The sequence below is a fragment of the Streptomyces sp. NPDC002499 genome, assembly GCF_053595415.1.
Map to the genome: position 1 here is coordinate 1 of NZ_JBSFXO010000024.1, position 20,276 is coordinate 20,276.

At 70.1% G+C, this 20,276-nt stretch carries 17 protein-coding genes and 1 pseudogene; 7 read left to right on the forward strand and 11 right to left on the reverse strand.

Annotated features, from left to right (window positions below; genetic code table 11):
• Window positions 1-190 (reverse strand): annotated as a pseudogene (locus ACWD5F_RS44785) (cytochrome ubiquinol oxidase subunit I); the annotation flags it as partial.
• Window positions 187-1,146 carry an aa3-type cytochrome oxidase subunit II gene (ctaC, locus tag ACWD5F_RS44790; protein ID WP_401729081.1) on the reverse strand — a complete coding sequence of 320 codons (960 nt, stop codon included), beginning with the start codon at window positions 1,144-1,146 and terminating at the stop codon, window positions 187-189. The pseudogene ACWD5F_RS44785 and the gene ctaC, both read right to left, overlap by 4 nt.
• 270 nt (window positions 1,147-1,416) lie before the next feature.
• On the opposite strand from ctaC, the gene ACWD5F_RS44795 reads away from it, so the two are divergent.
• Complete coding sequence (locus ACWD5F_RS44795; protein WP_451261896.1) at window positions 1,417-2,793, forward strand: aminotransferase class V-fold PLP-dependent enzyme; 1,377 nt, start codon at window positions 1,417-1,419, stop codon at window positions 2,791-2,793.
• A gap of 58 nt (window positions 2,794-2,851) precedes the next feature.
• On the opposite strand, the gene ACWD5F_RS44800 is transcribed toward ACWD5F_RS44795, so the two are convergent.
• Window positions 2,852-3,826 carry a carbohydrate kinase family protein gene (locus ACWD5F_RS44800; RefSeq protein WP_451261897.1) on the reverse strand — a complete coding sequence of 325 codons (975 nt, stop codon included), beginning with the start codon at window positions 3,824-3,826 and terminating at the stop codon, window positions 2,852-2,854.
• Between the two features lie 130 nt (window positions 3,827-3,956).
• Between ACWD5F_RS44800 and ACWD5F_RS44805 the strand changes: the two genes are divergently transcribed.
• Window positions 3,957-4,166, forward strand: a complete 210-nt coding sequence (locus ACWD5F_RS44805) for a hypothetical protein (protein ID WP_451261898.1) — start codon at window positions 3,957-3,959, stop codon at window positions 4,164-4,166.
• Window positions 4,167-4,335: 169 nt separating this feature from the next.
• Window positions 4,336-6,177: a hypothetical protein gene (locus tag ACWD5F_RS44810; protein ID WP_451261899.1), complete on the forward strand. Its 1,842-nt coding sequence runs from the start codon at window positions 4,336-4,338 to the stop codon at window positions 6,175-6,177.
• 143 nt (window positions 6,178-6,320) lie between these two features.
• On the opposite strand, the gene ACWD5F_RS44815 is transcribed toward ACWD5F_RS44810, so the two are convergent.
• Window positions 6,321-6,677, reverse strand: a complete 357-nt coding sequence (locus ACWD5F_RS44815) for an iron-sulfur cluster assembly accessory protein (protein ID WP_451261900.1) — start codon at window positions 6,675-6,677, stop codon at window positions 6,321-6,323.
• A 311-nt stretch (window positions 6,678-6,988) separates the two neighbouring features.
• On the opposite strand from ACWD5F_RS44815, the gene nadA reads away from it, so the two are divergent.
• A complete protein-coding gene (gene nadA, locus ACWD5F_RS44820; protein ID WP_402347782.1) occupies window positions 6,989-8,173 on the forward strand; it encodes a quinolinate synthase NadA in 1,185 nt (394 codons plus the stop codon).
• Between the two features lie 18 nt (window positions 8,174-8,191).
• Here the strand turns inward: nadA and ACWD5F_RS44825 are convergent, their stop codons facing one another.
• The 6 genes from ACWD5F_RS44825 to ACWD5F_RS44850 form a co-directional block, all read right to left on the reverse strand.
• A complete protein-coding gene (locus ACWD5F_RS44825; protein ID WP_451261901.1) occupies window positions 8,192-10,438 on the reverse strand; it encodes a protein kinase domain-containing protein in 2,247 nt (748 codons plus the stop codon).
• A gap of 111 nt (window positions 10,439-10,549) precedes the next feature.
• Complete coding sequence (locus tag ACWD5F_RS44830) at window positions 10,550-13,681, reverse strand: efflux RND transporter permease subunit (protein ID WP_451261902.1); 3,132 nt, start codon at window positions 13,679-13,681, stop codon at window positions 10,550-10,552.
• Window positions 13,682-13,878: 197 nt separating this feature from the next.
• Entirely contained in the window at window positions 13,879-14,565 is a 687-nt protein-coding gene (locus ACWD5F_RS44835; protein WP_401729072.1) for a response regulator, read from the reverse strand.
• Window positions 14,562-15,785, reverse strand: a complete 1,224-nt coding sequence (locus ACWD5F_RS44840) for a sensor histidine kinase (protein ID WP_451261903.1) — start codon at window positions 15,783-15,785, stop codon at window positions 14,562-14,564. Before ACWD5F_RS44840 ends, ACWD5F_RS44835 begins: the two co-directional genes overlap by 4 nt.
• 196 nt (window positions 15,786-15,981) lie before the next feature.
• On the reverse strand, window positions 15,982-16,260 hold the full coding sequence (gene pspAA / locus ACWD5F_RS44845; protein ID WP_401729090.1) for a PspA-associated protein PspAA: 279 nt from the start codon (window positions 16,258-16,260) through the stop codon (window positions 15,982-15,984).
• A gap of 40 nt (window positions 16,261-16,300) precedes the next feature.
• Entirely contained in the window at window positions 16,301-17,098 is a 798-nt protein-coding gene (locus ACWD5F_RS44850) for a PspA/IM30 family protein (protein ID WP_401729070.1), read from the reverse strand.
• Window positions 17,099-17,381: 283 nt separating this feature from the next.
• On the opposite strand from ACWD5F_RS44850, the gene ACWD5F_RS44855 reads away from it, so the two are divergent.
• The 3 genes from ACWD5F_RS44855 to ACWD5F_RS44865 all read left to right on the forward strand — a co-directional run bounded on the left by ACWD5F_RS44855 (window position 17,382) and on the right by ACWD5F_RS44865 (window position 19,995).
• Window positions 17,382-18,020, forward strand: coding sequence for a DUF3043 domain-containing protein (locus tag ACWD5F_RS44855; RefSeq protein ID WP_401729089.1), 639 nt, complete (start codon window positions 17,382-17,384; stop codon window positions 18,018-18,020).
• 47 nt (window positions 18,021-18,067) lie between these two features.
• Window positions 18,068-18,805, forward strand: a complete 738-nt coding sequence (locus ACWD5F_RS44860; RefSeq protein ID WP_401729088.1) for a class I SAM-dependent methyltransferase — start codon at window positions 18,068-18,070, stop codon at window positions 18,803-18,805.
• 92 nt (window positions 18,806-18,897) lie between these two features.
• Window positions 18,898-19,995 (forward strand): S1C family serine protease, encoded by a 1,098-nt coding sequence (locus ACWD5F_RS44865; RefSeq protein ID WP_451261904.1) that lies wholly within the window; start codon window positions 18,898-18,900, stop codon window positions 19,993-19,995.
• 52 nt (window positions 19,996-20,047) lie between these two features.
• Here the strand turns inward: ACWD5F_RS44865 and ACWD5F_RS44870 are convergent, their stop codons facing one another.
• The gene (locus ACWD5F_RS44870) at window positions 20,048-20,260 is read right to left on the reverse strand and encodes a hypothetical protein (RefSeq protein ID WP_280877427.1); all 213 of its coding nucleotides are present in this window, start codon (window positions 20,258-20,260) and stop codon (window positions 20,048-20,050) included.
• Window positions 20,261-20,276 lie beyond the last annotated feature (16 nt).

The following is a 20,276-nucleotide window of genomic DNA, read 5'->3' on the forward strand; positions in this document are numbered from 1 at the left end:
GCGCCATCACGCCGCCGATCAGGAAGAACGCGAACGACGTGACGAGATACAGCGTTCCGATGGTCTTGTGGTCCGTGGTGGTCAGCCACTTGATGACCACGTTTCCGGGCTGCTTGCGCCGGACCGGTAGCTCGTCGGCGTAACCGCCTTCAGCCGCCGCGGCACCCTGGGGTTCGTTGAGGATGCTCACAGGTTTGTCGTCTCCCGGTTCTTCTCGTGACCCGTCTGCGCGATGCCGGCGGGAACGTAACCGGTCTGCCCCTTCTTGGCGAGGTCCTTGAGGTGCTGCTCGTACCGCTCGGGGGAGACGACCTTCACGTTGAACAACATCCGCGAGTGGTCGACGCCGCACAGCTCGGCGCACTTGCCCAGGAAGGTGCCCTCCTTGTTGGGGGTCACCTGGAAGGAGTTGGTGTGGCCCGGGATGACGTCCATCTTCATCAGGAACGGCACCACCCAGAAGGAGTGGATGACGTCACGCGACGTGAGGACGAAGCGGACGGTCTCCCCCTTCGGGAGCCACAGCGTCGGGCCCGGGTTGTTGGTCTGCGGGTTCCGCGTGCCAGGCGTACCGACGTCGTAGACACCACCGGCGTTCGCCGGGAAGTCGTCCTTGAAACGGTTCGGGATGGCGGCCAGGTTCGCGTCTGTCTTCGCGTCACCTGTGGAACCCTCGACGGGCTCGATGTAGTTGAAGCCCCAGCTCCACTGGAAGCCGACGACGTTCACCGTGACGTCCGGCTTCTTGTCGAGGCTGAGGATCTTCGTCTCGTCGCGCGCGGTGAAGTAGAAGAGCACCGAGACGATGACGAGCGGAACGACCGTGTACAGCGCCTCGATCGGCATGTTGTACCGGGTCTGCGGAGGCACTTCGATCTTGGTGCGGCTACGCCGGTGGAAGATCGTGCTCCAGATGATCAGGCCCCACACCAACACGCCGGTGGCCAGCGCGGCGGCCCAGGACCCCTGCCACAGGGAGAGGATCCGCGGAGCCTCTTCCGTGGTCGGGGTGGGCATACCAAGGCGGGGGAAGTCCTTGTATGTGCAACCGGTGGCGGTCGCCAGGACCAGGCCCGCGGTCATTGCCTGCAGCAGCTTCCGCCGCATCGGGCGCCGCGGCGAGCGGTCGGAGCCGTTGGGACTCACGTAGCGCCTTCCCGAGAGTCTCGCCCGCGCGGTATGGCTGCGGCCTGGCCTTCTCGGTGGTCGGTCGCCGTCCTGCGTCGGGCAGGGGTTTGGATGTTTATGCGGACCAAACCCTAGCCGACGCCTTCCGGGGGTTCGCGGGGAGGGGTGCCTAGTCACTCGGTGGGTTCGCTGGATTGGCGGGTGCGGGTTGTTTGTGGCTGATCGCGCCCCGCGGCGGAGCCGCAAATGGACACAGCCTCGCGCCCCTGAGGGAGTTAGCGTGACCGCGTGTCCTACTTCGACGCTGCCTCCAGTGCTCCCCTCCATCCCGTCGCGCGTCAGGCGCTGTTGGCGTCTTTGGACGAAGGGTGGGCTGACCCGTCCCGGTTGTATCGGGAGGGGCGGCGAGCCCGGATGCTTCTGGACGCCGCCCGAGAAGCCGCTGCCGAAAGCGTGGGCTGTCGGCCTGACGAACTGGTCTTCACCTCCTCCGGAACACGGGCCGTTCATACGGGAATTGCGGGGGCGTTGGCGGGACGGCGACGCGTCGGGGGTCACCTGATCGTGTCAGCTGTCGAACATTCCTCCGTACTCCATTCGGCCGATGCACACGAGGCCGGCGGTGGAACGGTCACGCAGATCGCGGTGGACCGCACGGGCGCGGTGACCGCGGAGGCCTACGAGCGTGCCCTCCGGTCGGACACCGCGCTGGCCTGTCTCCAGTCGGCCAATCACGAGGTGGGCACCGAGCAGCCGGTGGGTGCGGTGGCCGAGGTGTGCCGGGCCGCCGGGGTGCCGTTGCTGGTGGACGCGGCGCAGTCGCTCGGGTGGGGGCCGGTCGAGGGTGACTGGTCGTTGCTGGCGGCGAGTGCGCACAAGTGGGGCGGGCCGGCGGGGGTCGGGCTGCTCGCTGTACGGAAAGGGGTGCGGTTCGCGCCGCAAGGGCCCGTGGACGAGCGGGAGTCGGGGCGGGCGGCCGGCTTCGAGAACCTGCCCGCGATCGTCGCGGCGGCGGCCTCGCTGCGGGCGGTGCGCGCGGAGGCGGCCCAGGAGGCGGTACGGCTGCGGGAGTTGACGGACCGGATCCGGACCCGGGTGCCGCGGCTGGTACCGGACGTGGAGGTGGTCGGGGATCCGGAACGGCGACTGCCCGGGATCGTCACCTTCTCCTGTCTCTATGTCGACGGAGAGACACTCCTGCACGAACTGGACCGGGCGGACTTCTCGGTCTCGTCCGGCTCGTCCTGCACGAGCAGCACCCTGACGCCGAGCCATGTGCTCAAGGCGATGGGCGTGCTGAGTGAGGGCAATGTGAGGGTTTCGCTGCCGCCGGGGACGACGGAGGCCGATGCCGAGCGCTTCCTGGAGGTACTGCCGGGGGTGGTGGCGACAGTGCGGGAGAAACTGGGCGCGTCCCTGCCGGTCACCATCGCGACCGAGGACGCCCTCATCGTGGACGCCCTCGGCAAGCGCTGCCCGATCCCCGTCATCGAACTGGCCAAGGTCATCGACCAGGTCCCGGTAGGCGGCACGATCCGGGTTCTCTCCGACGACGAAGCGGCCCGCCTGGACATCCCGGCATGGTGCGAAATGCGGGATCAGGAGTACGTAGGCGAGGAGACGGCGGAAAAGGGTGCGGCCTACTTGGTACGCCGGTTGAGCTGATCGCCGTCAGGGGCGCGGGGAACTGCGCGACCAGCCCCCACGACCCGCACCCGGCAACTCAGCCCAGATGCCCCTGGACCTCAGCCGCCGCATCATGCCCATAAGCCTTGGTGAAGCGGTCCATGAAGTGCCCCCGACGCAGCTGGTACTCCTGCGTACCCACCGTCTCGATGACGAGCGTCGCCAGCATGCAACCGACCTGCGCGGCCCGCTCCAGAGAGACACCCCACGCCAACCCCGAGAGGAACCCCGCGCGGAACGCGTCGCCGACCCCCGTCGGGTCAGCCTTCCGCTCCTCCTCCGCGCAACCGACCTCGATCGGGTCCTCACCCACCCGCTCGATCCGAACACCCCGCGAACCGAGCGTCGTCACCCGCGTCCCGACCTTCGCCAGGATCTCCGCGTCGCTCCAGCCGGTCTTGGACTCGATGAGCCCCTTCTCGTACTCGTTGGAGAAGAGGTACGTCGCCCCGTCCAGCAGGATCCGGATCTCGTCGCCGTTCATCCGGGCGATCTGCTGGGAGAAGTCCGCGGCGAAGGGAATGGAACGGGACCGGCACTCCTCGGTGTGCCGGAGCATGCCCTCCGGGTCGTCCGCGCCGATCAGCACCAGGTCGAGGCCACCGACCCGGTCCGCGACGGCCTTGAGTTCGATGAGACGGGCCTCGCTCATCGCACCCGTGTAGAAGGAGCCGATCTGGTTGTGGTCGGAGTCGGTGGTGCACACGAAGCGGGCGGTGTGCAGGGTCTCGGAGATCCGCACCGAGTCCGTGTCGACGCCGTGCCGCTCCAGCCAGCCGCGGTACTCGTCGAAGTCGAAGCCGGCCGCGCCGACGAGGATCGGCTTGGTGCCCAGCTGGCCCATGCCGAACGCGATGTTCGCGCCGACGCCGCCCCGGCGTACGTCGAGGTTGTCGACCAGGAAGGAGAGCGAGACCGTGTGCAACTGGTCCGCGACGAGCTGGTCGGCGAAGCGGCCGGGGAAGGTCATGAGGTGGTCTGTGGCGATGGAGCCGGTGACTGCGATGCGCACGGCGGGGACTCTCCTGTGGGGAGACGGATTGACAGTTCACGCTACCGGGTCGTAGCCGGGCTCTGAAGCCGCCAAAACTACCCGATAGTAGATCTTTCTTCGCGGGCGGAACCGTGCCTACGGTTCCGCTATGACGAACCTCAAGGTCCACGCGCCCGCTCCGGCCGATCTGGAAGGCGACCTCGCGTCGCTGCGCGCCGAGTGCGCCAGGATGGCACCGCACTGGACGGCGCCCGTCCGGATCGACGCGCTGCCGGTGTCGCCGTCGCTGATCCACGGTGTGACGGTGCCCTCGAGGTCGGCTCGACTGCTGGATGAAATGTCGGACTACGGCGACTGAAACCAGCTCGACAGTTCGTATCGGCGCATTGCAGGGAACCGCGCGCTCCCCCGGCGCGTCCCATCGCCGTCCCCTTTAAAGGGGATGCGGGATACGACCCTCCCACCGGCCGCTTCGGCAGGTCCGGGTCAGGGTCAAGGGACAGTTGCGCAGCCGAAGGAGCGATGCGGTGAACACCGAGCGACCCGATGACGACACCCCTGCCTCCGGCGGTGAGGCGGCAAAGGGAGCGGAAGCCGAAGCGTCCGACGACGCCGCGAAGGCTGCCGGTACCGAGGAAACGCCTGTCGAGGCTTCCGGTGTCGAGGAAACGGGCGCCCGTGACGAGGAGGACCCCGAGTCCGAGGCTCCCGGCGCGGAAGCCGGCGACGCCGTGACCGCCGAGGCCCCGGCCGACGCACACGCTCCCGCCCTCGAGGAAACCCCCGACGCCGGCAACGCCGACGCCGATGAAGCCGATCCCGGCGACACCGACGCCGACACCGACGCCAATGAGGAAGCCGCCCCCGTCTCCGCCGAAGTCCCCGGCCCGCACGAGGCCGAGGCCGAGGCCCCTCAGCCGAACCGCCGGCGGCCCCGCGTTCTCGTCGCCTCCGTCGCCGCCGCTGTCCTGCTCGTCGGTGGCGGTGGGGCGTATCTCGCCGCCACGGCCTCCGGAGGAGACGGTGGCGACGCGGGGGCCGGAACGGGTGGGACCGGTACTCCCCCGCAGCTCGTGCTCGACGGCTACTCCGAGGGCGGTTCGAACGGGATCGCGCCCGGGGAGCCGAATCCGTACGGCGTGACGTACAAGGTCGACGGCAGCCTTCCCGACGGGCCGGACTCGGCGCCCGTGTACCGGGCGACGGGCCAGGTCACCAAGGACGAGGTGGCCCGGCTGGCGAAGGCGCTCGGGGTGGAGGGGACGCCGGTGGTGCAGGGGCAGTCCTGGCAGGTCGGGCCGAACCAGGACGGTGGGGGGCCGAGCCTGGTGGTCGACAAGGCGGCGCCTGGCACCTGGACCTTCCACCGGTTCGCGGCCGGCACCGACAACTGCAAGAGCATGACCGTGTGCCCGCAGGATCCCGCGAACCCGGCCGGCGACACGGTGAGCGAGGCCGCGGCGAAGAAGGCGGCCGCGCCGATCCTGAAGGCGATCGGTCAGGACGACGCGAAGGTGGACGCCGGTCAGGTCATGGGCGCCCAGCGGGCCGTGAACGCCGAACCGACCGTCGGCGGGCTGCCCACCTACGGCTGGACGACCGGTCTCACGGTGAGCGCGCAGGGTGAAGTGGTCGGCGGCACCGGCCGGTTGAAGGCGCCGGTGAAGGGCGCCACGTATCCCGTGCTGAGCGCGAAGAAGACGCTGGCCCTGATGAACTCGGCGCCGACGACCGACCACCGCATGGGCATCGGCGGCTGCGCCAGTGCCGTACCGCTGAAGGACCGGCTCGAAGCGCCCTGCGGGTCGTCGACGGCCGAGCCCACGCGGGAGACGGTGACCGTCGGTGACGCGGTGTTCGGGCTGGCCGCACGGTCCGTGGACGGGCGGCAGACGCTGGTGCCGTCGTGGTTGTTCCAGGTGCGGTCGGCCGGGGCGACGGACGGTTTCCGGGTGACGTATCCGGCGGTGGACCCGAAGTATCTGGCCTCGCCCTCGGCCACGCCGACCGGTGCGCCCAGCCCGACGGCGTCCACGCCGGCCGGTGACGAGCCGACCTCGTCCACGGAGACGCGGAACGTCAAGGTGGAGGGCTACTCGACCGACGGGCGGGAGCTGACCGTGACCTTCTACGGCGGGGTGTGCGCCGACTACAAGGCGACGGCGAGCGAGAACGGGGACGAGGTGACCGCGACGGTGACCGAGACGCCCTGGAAGAACAAGGTCTGCATCATGATCGCCAAGGAGTACCAGCAGACGGTCCAACTGGACGAGCCGGTCGGTGCCCGCGAGGTCGTGGGGTCGGACGGCAAGGTGATCCCGGTGGAGAAGACGGGCGCACGGCTGCCGCAGGCGTCCATGGCGCAGTAGGACGGCGGCACGTCGTCCGTCCGTTCACCGGACACGACGAAGGCGGCGGCCCGGTCGGAGGGGGCCGCCGCCTTCGTCGTGTCCGGTCTCCCGGTTCTCAGGCTTGGCTGAACTGTTCCAGGCTCGGCTGGACGACTTCAGGCTTAGTTGAAGGAGTCGCCGCAGGCGCAGGAGCCCGTCGCGTTCGGGTTGTCGATCGTGAAGCCCTGCTTCTCGATCGTGTCCACGAAGTCGACGGAGGCGCCGCCCAGGTACGGGGCGCTCATGCGGTCGGTGACGACCTTGACACCGCCGAAGTCCTTGACGACATCGCCGTCGAGGGAGCGCTCGTCGAAGAAGAGCTGGTAGCGCAGGCCGGAGCAGCCGCCGGGCTGAACGGCGACGCGCAGCGCGAGGTCGTCGCGGCCTTCCTGGTCGAGCAGGGCCTTGACCTTCGCCGCGGCGGCGTCGGACAGGATGATGCCGTCGGTGACGGTGCTGGTCTCGTCCGATACGGACATCTACATCTCTCCCGGGTTGTACGGAGACTGCTTGCCGACAATTGCAACCGGCAGGGCCGCGGATTCATTCCGGGCCGGGTGGCGTTCTTTTCGCCCGTTCCTCTTCTGTTCCACCAACCATGCTCGCACATGCCCGCAAGGTCCCTCCCCGAGCGTGCACCGAGTGCGTACCAAGCGCCCGCCGGGATTGATGTCACATCGACGCTATGGGCATCGTCAAACTGACGTGAAGCAGTTATGATAGATAACGTCAATTCGACGAGAAGGTCCGTCTTTTCAGGACAGCCCGCAGAACAGAAAGGGTGCGTGTCGTGACCACCGCCCAGACCCAGGAGCTCGACGTACAGCCGACGCCCCTCGCCCTGCTGCTGCTCGGCCGCGAGGCCGACCCGAAGAGCGAGCGGGGCGTCGAGTGTCCCGGTGACCTGCCCTCGCCGTCCGACCCCGACCTGGTCGAGCGGGCCCGCGCGGCCAAGGAGAAGCTCGGCGACAAGGTCTTCGTGCTCGGCCACCACTACCAGCGCGACGAGGTCATCCAGTTCGCCGACGTCACGGGTGACTCGTTCAAGCTGGCCCGGGACGCGGCCGCGCGCCCGGAGGCCGAGTACATCGTGTTCTGCGGTGTGCACTTCATGGCGGAGTCCGCGGACATCCTGACCTCCGACGACCAGAAGGTCGTGCTCCCGGACCTCGCGGCCGGCTGCTCGATGGCCGACATGGCCACCGCCGAGCAGGTCGCCGAGTGCTGGGACGTGCTGACCGAGGCCGGCATCGCCGAGCAGGTCGTGCCCGTCTCGTACATGAACTCCTCCGCCGACATCAAGGCGTTCACCGGCAAGCACGGCGGCACGATCTGCACCTCCTCGAACGCCGAGCGGGCCCTTGAGTGGGCCTTCGAGCAGGGCGAGAAGGTGCTGTTCCTCCCCGACCAGCACCTGGGCCGCAACACCGCCGTGCGGGACATGGGGATGACGCTCGAGGACTGTGTCCTCTACAACCCGCACAAGCCCAACGGGGGCCTGACCGTTGAGCAGTTGAGGGCCGCGAAGATGATCCTGTGGCGCGGCCACTGCTCGGTGCACGGCCGGTTCTCGCTGGAGTCGGTCGAGGACGTCCGTGCCCGCATACCCGGGGTCAACGTCCTGGTGCACCCCGAGTGCAAGCACGAGGTCGTCTCCGCGGCCGACTACGTCGGGTCGACCGAATACATCATCAAGGCACTCGAGGCGGCTCCGGCCGGTTCGAAGTGGGCCATCGGTACGGAACTCAATCTCGTACGCCGGCTCGCGAACCGGTTCGCGCCCGAGGGCAAGGAGATCGTCTTCCTCGACAAGACGGTCTGCTTCTGCTCGACCATGAACCGCATCGACCTCCCCCACCTGGTCTGGACCCTGGAGTCCCTGGCCGAGGGCAAGCTGGTCAACCGGATCGAGGTCGACAAGGAGACCGAGGCGTTCGCGAAGCTGGCACTGGAGCGGATGCTGGCGCTGCCGTAGGCCCGAGTCCGGCCCGGCTCACTCCGTCACGGGCTTCCGTTGGGGGTGGGCCGGGTCGAGGCTGAAGACGGTGCCGTCCGGGGTGTTCACGATCAGCGCACCGCCGTACGGCAGCACCGCGGACTTGATCACCTCGCCGCTCGCGAGCTGCTCGGCGTGCGCGCCCGTCTCCCACAGCAGCGTGCCCTCGCGGGCGTCGAGGGCCGCGACCCGGCCGCTGGTGCTGACCAGATACAGGGTGCGGGTGCGGGCGTCGTACGTGGGCCGGCCCGAGCCCTCGGCGCCGGTGCGGGTCTGCCACAGCTGCTTGCCGGTCAGCGGGGACACGGCGGTCACCAGGCCGTTGGCCCCGGTGATCCACAGCGTGCCGGCGGCCAGCGTCACCGCGCCCTCGTACGTCTTCGTCAGTTTCACCGTCGTGCCGGCGCCCGTGTCCGGGTCGGCCAGCCAGATCTTGCCGAACGTCAGCTCCTCGGGGCGCGTCGGGCCCGTGGTGCCGACCGCGAGGACCGGCTTGCCGTCGACGGTGCCGAGCAGACCGGTCGTGTACGGGGTCTCCACCCGCCGGACCACCGAGCCGTCGGCCTGGTCCAGCTCCAGGAGCTCGGCGGGCCGGCTCTCGTCCCCCGGGAAGCAGTGCGCGTACAGGCCTGAGCCGTACGTCAGGAGCCGGCAGTAGTTGTCGGCGGGCAGCTCCACGGTCCAGCGCTCGGCGCCGGTGCGCGGGGAACGGGCCGTCACCCGCCGGCCCTCGGGGGTCAGGGCGAGCTCGCCGGACACACCCAGGTCGACGGTCTCGTCGCGCACCTCGCGTGACCACAGCCGCTCGCCGCTGTCCGTGTCGAGAGCGACGACGGTGACCGTCGAGTTCCCGGAGGTCCCGATGTACACGGCCTGCCGGACCAGCATCACGTCGTCCCGCACGCCGAGGAGCGTGAAGGAGTTCAGCTCCGCGCCGGGTTCGGTGGACGCGAGGGCGGAGCGCCAGACCGTCTTGCCGGTACGGCCGTCCAGCCGGACCGGAAGGATGTCGTTGCCCGCGCAGTAGACCGCGTCCTCGTACCTGGCGCAGGTGGCGTCGGTCGGGTCGCCGCTCTCCTCCCCCAGCGCCTCGGCCGCGCCTCGCGGTGCCGTCCTGAACACCGTCGACTGCCAGGTGCCGAAGCCGGTGGGCACCGTCGCCCACCGGGAATCCGGGGAGCCGGCGGAGGCCGGCGCCGGAGGGCTGTCCGAGAATCCCGGGCCGAGCCACACGTACCCGAGCAGGCCCAGGGCCGTCGCGCAGACCGTGCCGACCACCAGCAGCGGGCGGAGGCGACGGCTCCACCCGCCGGTACGGCGGCCGGGCCCGGGGGGCTTGGTCGCCTCTCCCGGGCCGGCTCCGGAGGTGGTCTCCCCCACGGTGCGCAGCCGGTCCGTGCGCAGCGTCAGCGTGACCGGGTCGCCGGGGTCCGCCTCGGGCAGGGCGTCCGCGAACTCCCGTTCCAGCTCGTCGAGTTCGGGCCGGTCCTTGGCCTCCTTGGCCAGGCAGCGCTCCAGGACGGCGCGCAACGGCAGCGGCAGCCCGTCCAGTACGGGTTCGTTGTGGACCACCCGGTAGGCCGTCAGATAGGGGCTGTCGGCGTCGAAGGGACCGCGTCCGGTGACGGTGTACACCAGCAGCGCCCCGAGCGAGAAGACGTCCGAGGAGGGGCCCACCGTGCGGGCGTCGGTGAACTGCTCCGGGGACATGAAGGGCGGGGTGCCGATCATCTGGCCGGTCTCGGTGAGGGTGTTGTGGTTCTCCACCGCGCGGGAGATGCCGAAATCGATGACGCGGGGGCCGTCCTCGGACATCAGGACGTTGGCGGGCTTCAGATCCCGGTGCACCACCCCGGCCCGGTGGATGTCCCGCAACGCCTCGACCAGCCCCAGGGCCAGACGGCGCAGTTCGGTGCCCTTCAGCGCGCCGTGGTCGCGGATCCGCTCGGCGAGGGAGTTCCCGGGGACGTACTGGGTCGCCATCCAGGGCCGTACCGCCTCCGGGTCGGCATCCACCACCGGTGCGGTGAAGGCGCCGCTCACCTTGCGGACGGCCTCGATCTCCTGGCGGAACCGGGCGCGGAAGACCGGGTCCTCGGCGTACTGGGCGTGCACGACCTTCACGGCGACGTCACGGCCCGAGCGGGACCGGCCCCAGTAGACGACGCCCATGCCGCCGACTCCGAAGCGGTCCACCAGTCGGTATCCGCCGACCGACTTCGGATCGTCCTTGTGCAGTGGCACCGCCGGGATCCCCTTCACCGTCAAGCAGGTCGAGCCACAAGATACCCAACGGGGAAACACCGACGGCCGGGCCCCGGACCGTCCTGGTCCGGGGCCCGGCCGCCTCGGCCGTCACACTCCCGCGGGCTCCGGCTCCGATTCGTCCGAGGCGGATCGCCGGGCCGGCGGCTCGGTCCTCCTCGTCCGCTTCGCCGCGCGCTTCGACGCCCGGCGCTCCTTGCGGAGTTCGAGCATCGCGTAGAGCGTCGGCACCAGGAGCAGGGTGAGCAGGGTCGACGTGATCAGGCCGCCGATCACGACCACGGCCAGCGGCTGCGCGATGAAGCCGCCCTCGCCGGTGACCCCCAGGGCCATCGGGAGCAGGGCGAAGATCGTCGCCAGGGCCGTCATGAGGATCGGGCGCAGCCGGTGCCGGCCGCCCTCGACCACGGCCTCGACGACGCCGTACCCCTGCTTGCGGTACTGGTTGATCAGGTCGATCAGCACGATCGCGTTGGTCACCACGATGCCGATCAGCATCAGCATGCCGATCATCGCGGGGACACCCATCGGGGTGCCGGTGACGATCAGCAGGCCGATCGCGCCGGTCGCCGCGAACGGGATGGAGACCAGCAGGATCAGCGGCTGGACGAGCGAGCGGAAGGTCGCGACCAGCAGCATGAAGACGATCGCGATCGCCGCCAGCATCGCCAGGGCCAGGTTCTTGAACGCGTCGTCCTGGTCCGAACTGACCCCGCCGATCTGCGCGGTGGCGCCGGCCGGCAGCTTCAGGGCGTCGATCTCGGTCCCCAGCTTGCCGCTCACCGCGCCCGTGTTGTCGCCGGTCGGCCGCGCGCTGATGGTCGCCGCGCGCTGGCCGTCGATCCGGGTCATCGAGACCGGTCCGTCGACCAGCTTCACCGTGGCGATGTCGCCCAGCTTCACGGAACCGAGCTTGAGATTCCTCAACTGGGCCAGGGTCGCCGCCGGCTTGGCCGACTTGATGACGACGTCACGCTCGGTGTCGTCCAGGGTCGCCTTGGCGGCCGTGGTGCCCTTGACCGCCTCGGTGACCGCCGCGCCGAGCGTCTGGTCGTTGTAACCGGCCGCCGCCGCCTTGGAGTTGGCCTTGACCGAGATGCGCGGCACGCTCTGCGACAGATCGCTGCTGACGTCGGTGACGTCGTCGAGCCCCGCCACGGCCTTGCGGACCTGTTCGGCCGCCGTGCGCAGCACGTTCCCGTCGGCCGCCTTCACGACCACGCTCAGGTCCTGGTTGCCGAAGCCGTCACCGGCGGAGACGGTGGTGGTGCCGATGCCGGTCAGCTTCTTCAGACCGGACTCGATGCCGTCCTGCACGTCCTCGTAGGAGGCCGAGTCGTCCAGCATCACCTGGTACGAGGCCTGGTTGGTGTCCGTGCCGCCGCCGAAGGCCGCCATGAAGCCGGACGAGCCGATGGTGACCTGGTAGTCCTTGACGCCCTTGGTGGCGGCGAGCAGCTGCTCGACCTTCTTGGCCTGTGCGTCGGTCGCCGCCAGGCTGGTGCCAGGCTTCAACTCCTGCTTGACGGTGAGGACTTCCTGCTCGCCCTGGTCGAAGAAGTTCGTCTTCAGCAGCGGCGCCATGCCGAACGTGCCGATCAGGATCACGGCCGCGAGCAGCACGCTGGTGAGGCGGCGGCGGGTCGCGAAGCGCAGGACGGGGACGTAGATCCGCTGCAGGCGGCTCTTCGCCTCCTTCTCCTCGGCCAGCCGGCGGGCCTGTTCGGCGTCGCCCGGCGTGCCCTTGGGGGCGCGCAGGAACCAGTACGACAGGACCGGTACGACCGTCAGCGACACCAGCAGCGAGGCCAGCAGGGCCGCCGTCACCGTCAGGCTGAACGAGCCGAACAGCTCGCCCACCATGCCGCCGACCAGGCCGATCGGCAGGAAGACGGCGACGGTGGTGAGGGTCGAGGAGGTGACCGCGCCGGCCACCTCGCGGACCGCCTTGAGGATGGCCTCCTCGCGCTCCTCGCCGTAGCCGAGGTGCCGTTTGATGTTCTCCAGGACCACGATCGAGTCGTCGACGACCCGGCCGATGGCGATGGTCAGCGCGCCCAGCGTCAGCATGTTGAGGGACAGGTCGCGCGTCCACAGGACGATCAGCGCGAGCACGACCGAGAGCGGGATGCTCACCGCGGTGACCAGGGTCGAGCGGACCGAGGCCAGGAACACCAGGATGACCAGGATCGCGAAGAGCAGGCCGAGCGCGCCCTCGGTGGTCAGCCCGCTGATGGACTTGGAGACCGCCGGGCCCTGGTCGCTGACGACCGTGATGCTCGCGCCGGAGCCGACGTCCTTGCGCAGGCCGGGCAGCTTGTCCTCGACCGCGTCGGAGATGGCGACCGCGCTGCCGTCGTGGTCCATGGTGACCGACACCGCGAGGCTCGGCTTCCCGTCGGTGCGGGTGATGGAGTCGGCGGTGGCCTGCTGCTGCTCGACGGTGGCCACGTCTCCGAGGCGCACCGGCTTGCCGTCGCCCTGGCCCGTGACCATCAGGTCCTGGATCTGCGTCAACGAGGTGAAGCCGCCGCCCACTTGGACGGTGCGGTTGGCGCCGTCCTCGTCGAAGGAGCCGGCCGGGACGGTCGCGCCGCCCGCCTGGAGGGCCTGGCCGAGGGCGAGGGTGGTGAGGCCCGCCCGCGCCAGCTTCGCGTCGTCGGGCGTGACGGTGACCTGGAGGTCCCGCACCCCGTCGACGGTGACCTGGCGGACGCCGTCGATGCCCTTCAGGTCCGGTACGACGGTCCGGTCGAGCCGGTCGGCGAGGGCCTGCTGGTCCTGCTCGGAGGTGACGGCGAGGACGACCGTCGGGATGTCGTCCGTGGAGCCGGCGACGACCTGCGGGTCGACGTCGTCCGGGAGCTGGACGCGGGCCCGGTTGACGGCCTGCTGGACATCGGCGACGAGTTGCTTGGTGTCGTTGCCGTAGTCGAAGGAGGCCATGATCACGGCGTTGCCCTCGCTCGCCGTGGAGGTGACGCCGGTGATGCTGTCGACGGCTTCGAGGTTGTCCTCGATCGGCTCGACGACCTGCTTCTCGACGACGTCGGGTGCGGCGCCCTGGTAGGGGGCGATCACGGACACCATGGGCAGTTCGATGGAGGGCAGCAGTTGCTGCTTGAGCTGCGGTATCGCGATCGCTCCGAAGGCGAGCACGATGATGGACATCAGACCTATCAGGGCCCGTTGCGCGAGGCTGAATCGGGACAGCCAGGACATGGGTGAGGGTTCTCTCTTCCGGGAGGGGCCTGCTGGAAAGGGCCTTCTGGGAGGGTCAGAAGGGCAGGAGTCGACAGCGGATGCACAGGTGAGCGTCCGCCCTCTCACCCTGAGCCATCGGGGAGCCCCGATTCCTAGCTCCCAGGTCCCGTTCCTTATCCGGCGCATACTCCGGCCGCAGTACGGCGAGGTGGAGCTCACTCCACCCTTGGACGTACCAGCCCCGACTCGTAGGCGATCACGACCAGTTGGGCCCGGTCGCGGGCGCCGAGCTTGGCCATGGCCCGGTTGACGTGGGTCTTCACCGTGAGCGGGCTGACCTCCAGGCGCTCGGCGATCTCGTCGTTGGAGAGTCCGCCGGCGACCTGGACCAGCACCTCGCGCTCCCGCACGGTGAGCGCGTCGAGCCGCTCCGCGCGGGCCGGGTCGCGGCCGTCGTCCGCCGCGCCGCCCTGGGCGAGGAAGCGGGCGATCAGGCCCTTGGTGGCGGCCGGGGAGAGCAGTGCCTCGCCGCCGGCCGCGACGCGGATGGCGGAGAGGAGCTCGTCGGGTTCGCTGCCCTTGCCGAGGAAGCCTGAGGCGCCGGCGCGCAGCGACTGCACGACGTAGTCGTCGACCTCGAAGGTGGTCAGGATGACGACCCGGACGTGCGCGAGGGAGGGGTCGGCGCTGATCATGCGGGTGGCCGCGAGGCCGTCGGTGCCGGGCATCCGGATGTCCATCAGCACGACGTCGGCCCGCTCCTGCTTGGCCAGCCGTACCGCCTCCGCGCCGTCGGACGCCTCGCCCACGACCTCCATGTCGGGCTCCGAGTCGACGAGCACCCGGAAGGCGCTGCGCAACAGGGCCTGGTCGTCGGCGAGCAGGACGCGGATGGTCGTCATACGGGGTCCCCCGAGGCGCGTGAGCGGGTCTTGACCGGCAGGATCGCATGGACGCGGAAGCCGCCGCCGTAGCGGGGACCGGTGGTCAGGGTGCCGCGCAGGGCGGTGACGCGTTCGCGCATGCCGAGCAGTCCGTGGCCGCCGCCGCTCTCCGGGTCGTCGTCCTCCCCGGCGCCGTTGTCCAGGACGGTGATCTCGATGTTCGGGCCCACGCGTACGACGCTGACCTCCGCCTTCGCCTCCGTACCGGCATGCTTCTGCACGTTGGTGAGGGCCTCCTGGACCACGCGGTAGGCGGCCAGGCCGACGGCGGCGGGCAGGGTGGTGCCGTGGTCCGAGCGGGCGACCTCGACGCGCAGTCCCGCGCTGCGGAAGGTGCCGACGAGTTCGTCGAGGCGGTCCAGGCCCGGCGCCGGTTCGGTGGGGGCCTCGGGGTCGCCGGACTGACGCAACAGGCCGACGGTGGCGCGCAGTTCGTTGAGCGCGGAGCGGCTGGCCTCGCGTACGTGGGCGAGGGCTTCCTTGGCCTGGTCGGGGCGCTTGTCCATCACGTGCGCGGCGACTCCGGCCTGCACGTTGACCAGGGCGATGTGGTGGGCGACCACGTCGTGCAGGTCACGGGCGATCCGCAGGCGCTCCTCGGCGACGCGGCGGCGGGCCTCCTCCTCGCGAGTGCGTTCCGCTCGCTCGGCGCGCTCCCGGATGGCCTGCACGACCGCGCGCCGGCTGCGGACCGCGTCTCCCGCGGTGGCGCCGATGCCGGTCCAGGCGAAGATCGCGAGGTTCTCCTGGGCGTACCAGGGCAGGGGCCCTGCCAGCATCGAGGCGCCGGTCAGGACGGTCATCGTCAGCAGGCCGAGGCGCACGGTGGTGGCGCGGTCGGTGGTGTACGCGACGGTGTAGAGGGCGATGACCGCGGCCATGGCGACGGGGGCGCGGGGGTCTCCGACGATGCACTCGATCAGGGAGACGGTGCCGGTGAGGGCGAGGACCGTCCGGGGGGCGCGGCGGCGGAAGACCAGGGCGAGGGCGCCGAGGACGATGAGCACGAGGGAGAGGGCGTCGGGGGTGCGGATGCCCCAGTCGACGCCGTGCTTTCCGTGCGGGTCGACGTATGAGCCGGCCACCATGCAGACCAGGACGCCGAACGCCAGGGCCGCGTCCAGCGCGAGGGGGTGCGCCTTCAGGTGGTGGCGGGCGCGGTCTTGGGTGCGGCTCACGTCCTGAACAGTACGGCGTCCCTGCGGGGCTTTGAACGGGGGCCGACTGTAGGTTTCCTGTGCGGTTTCGGGCGTTGGCGTGGGCGTTTCTGGGGGCTGCCGCCCCCAGTCCCCCGCTTCGGCCTGAACGGCCTCGTCCTCAAACGCCGGACGGGCTGAAAGGCGAAGACGCAGCCCGACCCAACCCTCTTTCTGCTCAGCCCGGGATCAAGCCGTCGTCGCTCAGCAGGTCCCGGACTTCCTCCAAGGTCGCGTCCGGGGACGGGAGGATCAGTTCGGAGGGTTCCAGGGAGGCGTCCGGGAGCGGGGTGCCCAGTTCTCGGACCTTGGCGAGGAGGGCCTGGAGGGTGCGGCGGAAGCCGGGGCCGTCGCCGTTCTCCATCTCGCGCAGGAGTTCGTCGTCCAGCTTGTTGAGTTCGGTGAGGTGGCTGTCGGCCAGCCTCACCTGCCCCTCCCCCATGATCCGTACGACCATGTCGCCCATGTGTCGGCCTCCTAGGCGTGGGCCCTGGCTTCTACTGCTTGTCGAAGCGTGGGGTGTCCTGCGGTTGCTGCTGGGCCTGCGACTGGCCGTTGCCGCCCTCGATCGCCTGCTGCTGCGAGGACGGGCCGCCGGCCAGTTCCGCCTTCATGCGCTGCAGTTCCAGCTCTACATCCGTACCACCGGAGAGCCGGTCCAGCTCGCTCTGGATGTCGTCCTTGGCCAGACCGGAGTGGTCGTCGAGGACGCCCGAGGCGAGCAGTTCGTCGATGGCGCCGGCGCGGGCCTGGAGCTGGGCCGTCTTGTCCTCGGCGCGCTGGATGGCCATGCCGACGTCGCCCATCTCCTCGGAGATGCCGGAGAAGGCCTCGCCGATCCGGGTCTGTGCCTGGGCGGCGGTGTAGGTCGCCTTGATCGTCTCCTTCTTCGTACGGAAGGCGTCGACCTTGGCCTGGAGGCGCTGGGCCGCAAGGGTGAGCTTCTCCTCCTCGCCCTGGAGCGTCGCATGCTGCGTCTCCAGGTCGGTCACCTGCTGCTGGAGCGCGGCCCGGCGCGAGAGCGCCTCGCGGGCCAGGTCCTCGCGGCCGAGGGCGAGGGCCTTGCGGCCCTGGTCCTCCAGCTTCGAGGACTGCGACTGCAGCTGGTTGAGCTGGAGCTCCAGACGCTTGCGGGAGGTGGCGACGTCGGCCACTCCCCTGCGTACCTTCTGAAGCAGCTCCAGCTGCTTCTGGTACGAGTAATCGAGGGTTTCGCGCGGGTCCTCGGCCCGGTCAAGGGCCTTGTTCGCCTTCGCGCGGAAGATCATCCCCATACGCTTCATGACACCGCTCATGGGCTTCGCGCGCCCCCTTCTGACGGACTCCAGCTCCAGCTCTGCGACAGAACCCACAGTACGGGCCCTGCATCCATTGACGCACTGTTCCGGGACGGATGCGGTCATCCCCAAGGACGACTGCGCTCGCTCCCGCTCCGGCGTAGGGAGTAGGTGTCCCCCCAGGGTGACCCCCGAGAAGCACCCAAGAGGTACCCGCCAAGGACCCGGGGCCGGAAGTACGTGCAACGTCCCCTCTGTCCCTTACAGGACGACTGGTGTTGCCGGATCGTTCCCCGCCGGGCTGGGGTCCAACCCCGGCCACCCCTTACCCTTGGGTTTTGTGTTCCGAAGCCGCGCCAAGGAAGAGAAGGCCGCGCCCGCCGACAAGGCGTCGCTGACCGACTCCAAGCAGACCCGTGACCCGCAGGCCCCCAAGGGCCGCCCGACGCCCAAGCGCAATGAGGCCCAGTCCCAGCGCCGCAGCGTCGCCAGTACGTCGATGACGCGCAAGGACGCCTCCAAGCGTCAGCGCGAGGAGCGGCGTACCGCGATGCAGCGTCAGCGCCAGGCGCTGGCCAGTGGCGACGAGCGCTACCTGCCCGCGCGGGACAAGGGCCCGGTGCGCAAGTTCGCCCGCGACTGGATCGACTCGCGGTTCAACGTGGCCGAGTTCTTCCTGCCGATGGCCGTGGTCATCCTGGTGCTGAGCATGGTGCGCGTGGGCGCGCTGCAGAGCATCGCGCTGCTGCTGTGGCTGGTCGTGATCGTGCTCATCCTGGTCGACGCGTTCGTCAACGCCTTCCGGCTCAAGAAGCGGCTCGCCGAGCGCTTCCCCGACCAGAACCGCAGGGGTGCCGTCGCCTACGCGCTGATGCGCTCCCTCCAGATGCGCCGTCTCCGGCTGCCGAAGCCGCAGGTCAAGCGCGGAGAGCGGCCCTGAGCGCGGATTCCTTCTCCGGGGGCGCGGCGGATGCCTGGCTGAGCAAGCTGGGCGGGCTGCGGGATGTCGTACGACAGGAGCTTGTCGCTCGGCAGCTAGAGGCTCAGATAACCGGGCGGTTCCCGGTCGGGCAGCGGCTGCGCGTGCTCGACGTGGGGATGGGTCAGGGCACCCAGGCGCTGCGGCTGGCCCGGGCCGGACATCAGGTGACCGGGGTCGAGCAGGACCCCACGATGATCTCCGCGGCCCGCGAGGCCGTCGCCGCCGAGCCGGAGGGCATCCGGGAACGGGTGCGCCTGGTCCAGGGCGACGGGCGGGACACGGGGGTGCACTTCCTGCCGGGCAGTTTCGACGTGGTGCTCTGCCACGGGGTGCTCATGTACGTCGGTGATCCGGACGCCCTGCTGGCGGGGCTGGCCCGGATGCTCGCGCCGGGCGGACTGCTGTCGCTGCTCGTGCGCAACGGCGACGCCCTGGCGATGCGGCCGGGGTTGTCGGGTGACTGGGCGGGCGCCCTCGACGCCTTCGACACCGTCTCGTACACGAACCGGCTCGGACTCGACGTGCGCGCCGACCGGCTGGACACCCTCACGGCCACGCTCGCGGGCATCGGGGCACCGCTGCACGCCTGGTACGGCGTCCGGGTCTTCACGGACACGGCGGCCGACGGGGTGCTCGCGCCGGACGACGTGGAGACGCTGCTGGCGGCCGAGGAGCGGGCCGGGCGGACGGATCCGTACCGGCGGGTGGCGGCGCTGCTGCATCTGTGCGGCGTGCGCGGCTGACGGCAGGGAGCCCGGTCCCGGTGCGGGTGCCGGTCAGCTCGTTCGGGTGAACCGGGCAAGCCGGACAATCACCCCGAAGAGACACTCGGGGCATGGATGCTTCCCGTAACCGTGCCGTCCGGCTGCTCGCTCCCGTCGCCGTGCTGTCCTGTTCGCTCGCCCTGCTGAGCGGGTGTTCCGGGTCCGGTTCCGCGGGCGAGGGCGGGACGTCGAAGGCGCGGACCGAGCAGGCCGCGCAGGCCGCCGAGGTCGCCGCGCCCGCGTCCGGCGACGACCTCCAGAACGACTACCTGAAGGTGATCAAGGACGTTCTGCCGTCGGTGGTGCAGATCCAGGCCAGCAACGATCTGGGCTCCGGGGTCGTGTACGACGACCAGGGGCACATCGTCACCAACGCGCACGTCGTCGGGGACGAGACGACCTTCAAGGTGACGACCGCCAACAGCGAGGACGTGCTCAGCGCCAAGCTCGTGTACTCCTACCCCGAGCAGGACCTCGCCGTGGTGAAGCTGGACAAGGTGCCGGACGGGCTCAAGGCGGCCTCCTTCGCCGACTCCTCGAAGGTCGACGTCGGGCAGATCGTCCTGGCGATGGGCTCGCCGCTCGGGCTGTCGTCCAGCGTGACGCAGGGCATCGTGTCGGCGACCGGACGGACCGTCAGCGAGGGCAGCAGCGGCGGGGGTACGGGCGCGACCATCGCCAACATGGTGCAGACCTCGGCCGCGATCAACCCCGGCAACAGCGGGGGCGCGCTCGTCAACCTCGACGGGCAGGTCATCGGCATCCCGACCCTCGCGGCCACCGACCCCGACCTCGGGGGCAGCGCGGCGCCGGGTATCGGGTTCGCGATCCCGTCCTCGATGGTGAAGACGGTCGCCGACCAGATCATCAAGGACGGCAAGGTGACCGACTCGGGCCGGGCCGCGCTCGGCATCACCGGCCGTACGGTCGTGGACGGCACCTACCGGGCCGCCGGGGTCGCCGTCGTCGAGGTGAAGAGCGGCGGGGCCGCGGACAAGGCGGGCATCGAGGCCGGCGACATCATCACCAGGCTGGGTGACACGGACATCACCACGATCACGTCACTCTCGGAGGCACTGGCCGAGGACAGGCCCGGTCAGAAGACGACGGTGACGTACACGCGTGACGGTGACGAGGACAAGACGGACGTGACGCTGGGCGAGCAGTGACCGAGGGGGCGGCCGGTACGCCGCCCCCCTGTGTCCATGTCCCGCGGAGCCCCTACGCGTCCTGGGCGTGCAGGCTCATCGGACCGTAGATCTCCGTGGTGTCCTCGAACAGCCGCACCTGGTCCGCGCCGCCTTCGAGGAGTGCCTTCCAGTGCTCCCCGATCCACGACTCGGCGTCCCCCTGCGTGGTGAACTCCTCGGGCTGCACCGCGGGCGGGACCTCCGCCCCGTCGGTCTTCTCGAACCGCCACGTCCATGCCGCCATGTACGCCTCCCGTGTC

Bases quoted from the DNA above. Each gene is read 5' to 3' on its own strand.
- ACWD5F_RS44870 (WP_280877427.1), bottom strand. From the start codon at position 20,260: ATGGCGGCATGGACGTGGCGGTTCGAGAAGACCGACGGGGCGGAGGTC.
- pspAA (WP_401729090.1), bottom strand. From the start codon at position 16,260: ATGGTCGTACGGATCATGGGGGAGGGGCAGGTGAGGCTGGCCGACAGC.
- ACWD5F_RS44865 (WP_451261904.1), top strand. From the start codon at position 18,898: ATGGATGCTTCCCGTAACCGTGCCGTCCGGCTGCTCGCTCCCGTCGCC.
- ACWD5F_RS44835 (WP_401729072.1), bottom strand. From the start codon at position 14,565: ATGACGACCATCCGCGTCCTGCTCGCCGACGACCAGGCCCTGTTGCGC.
- ACWD5F_RS44805 (WP_451261898.1), top strand. From the start codon at position 3,957: ATGACGAACCTCAAGGTCCACGCGCCCGCTCCGGCCGATCTGGAAGGC.
- ACWD5F_RS44815 (WP_451261900.1), bottom strand. From the start codon at position 6,677: ATGTCCGTATCGGACGAGACCAGCACCGTCACCGACGGCATCATCCTG.
- ACWD5F_RS44850 (WP_401729070.1), bottom strand. From the start codon at position 17,098: ATGAGCGGTGTCATGAAGCGTATGGGGATGATCTTCCGCGCGAAGGCG.
- ACWD5F_RS44830 (WP_451261902.1), bottom strand. From the start codon at position 13,681: ATGTCCTGGCTGTCCCGATTCAGCCTCGCGCAACGGGCCCTGATAGGT.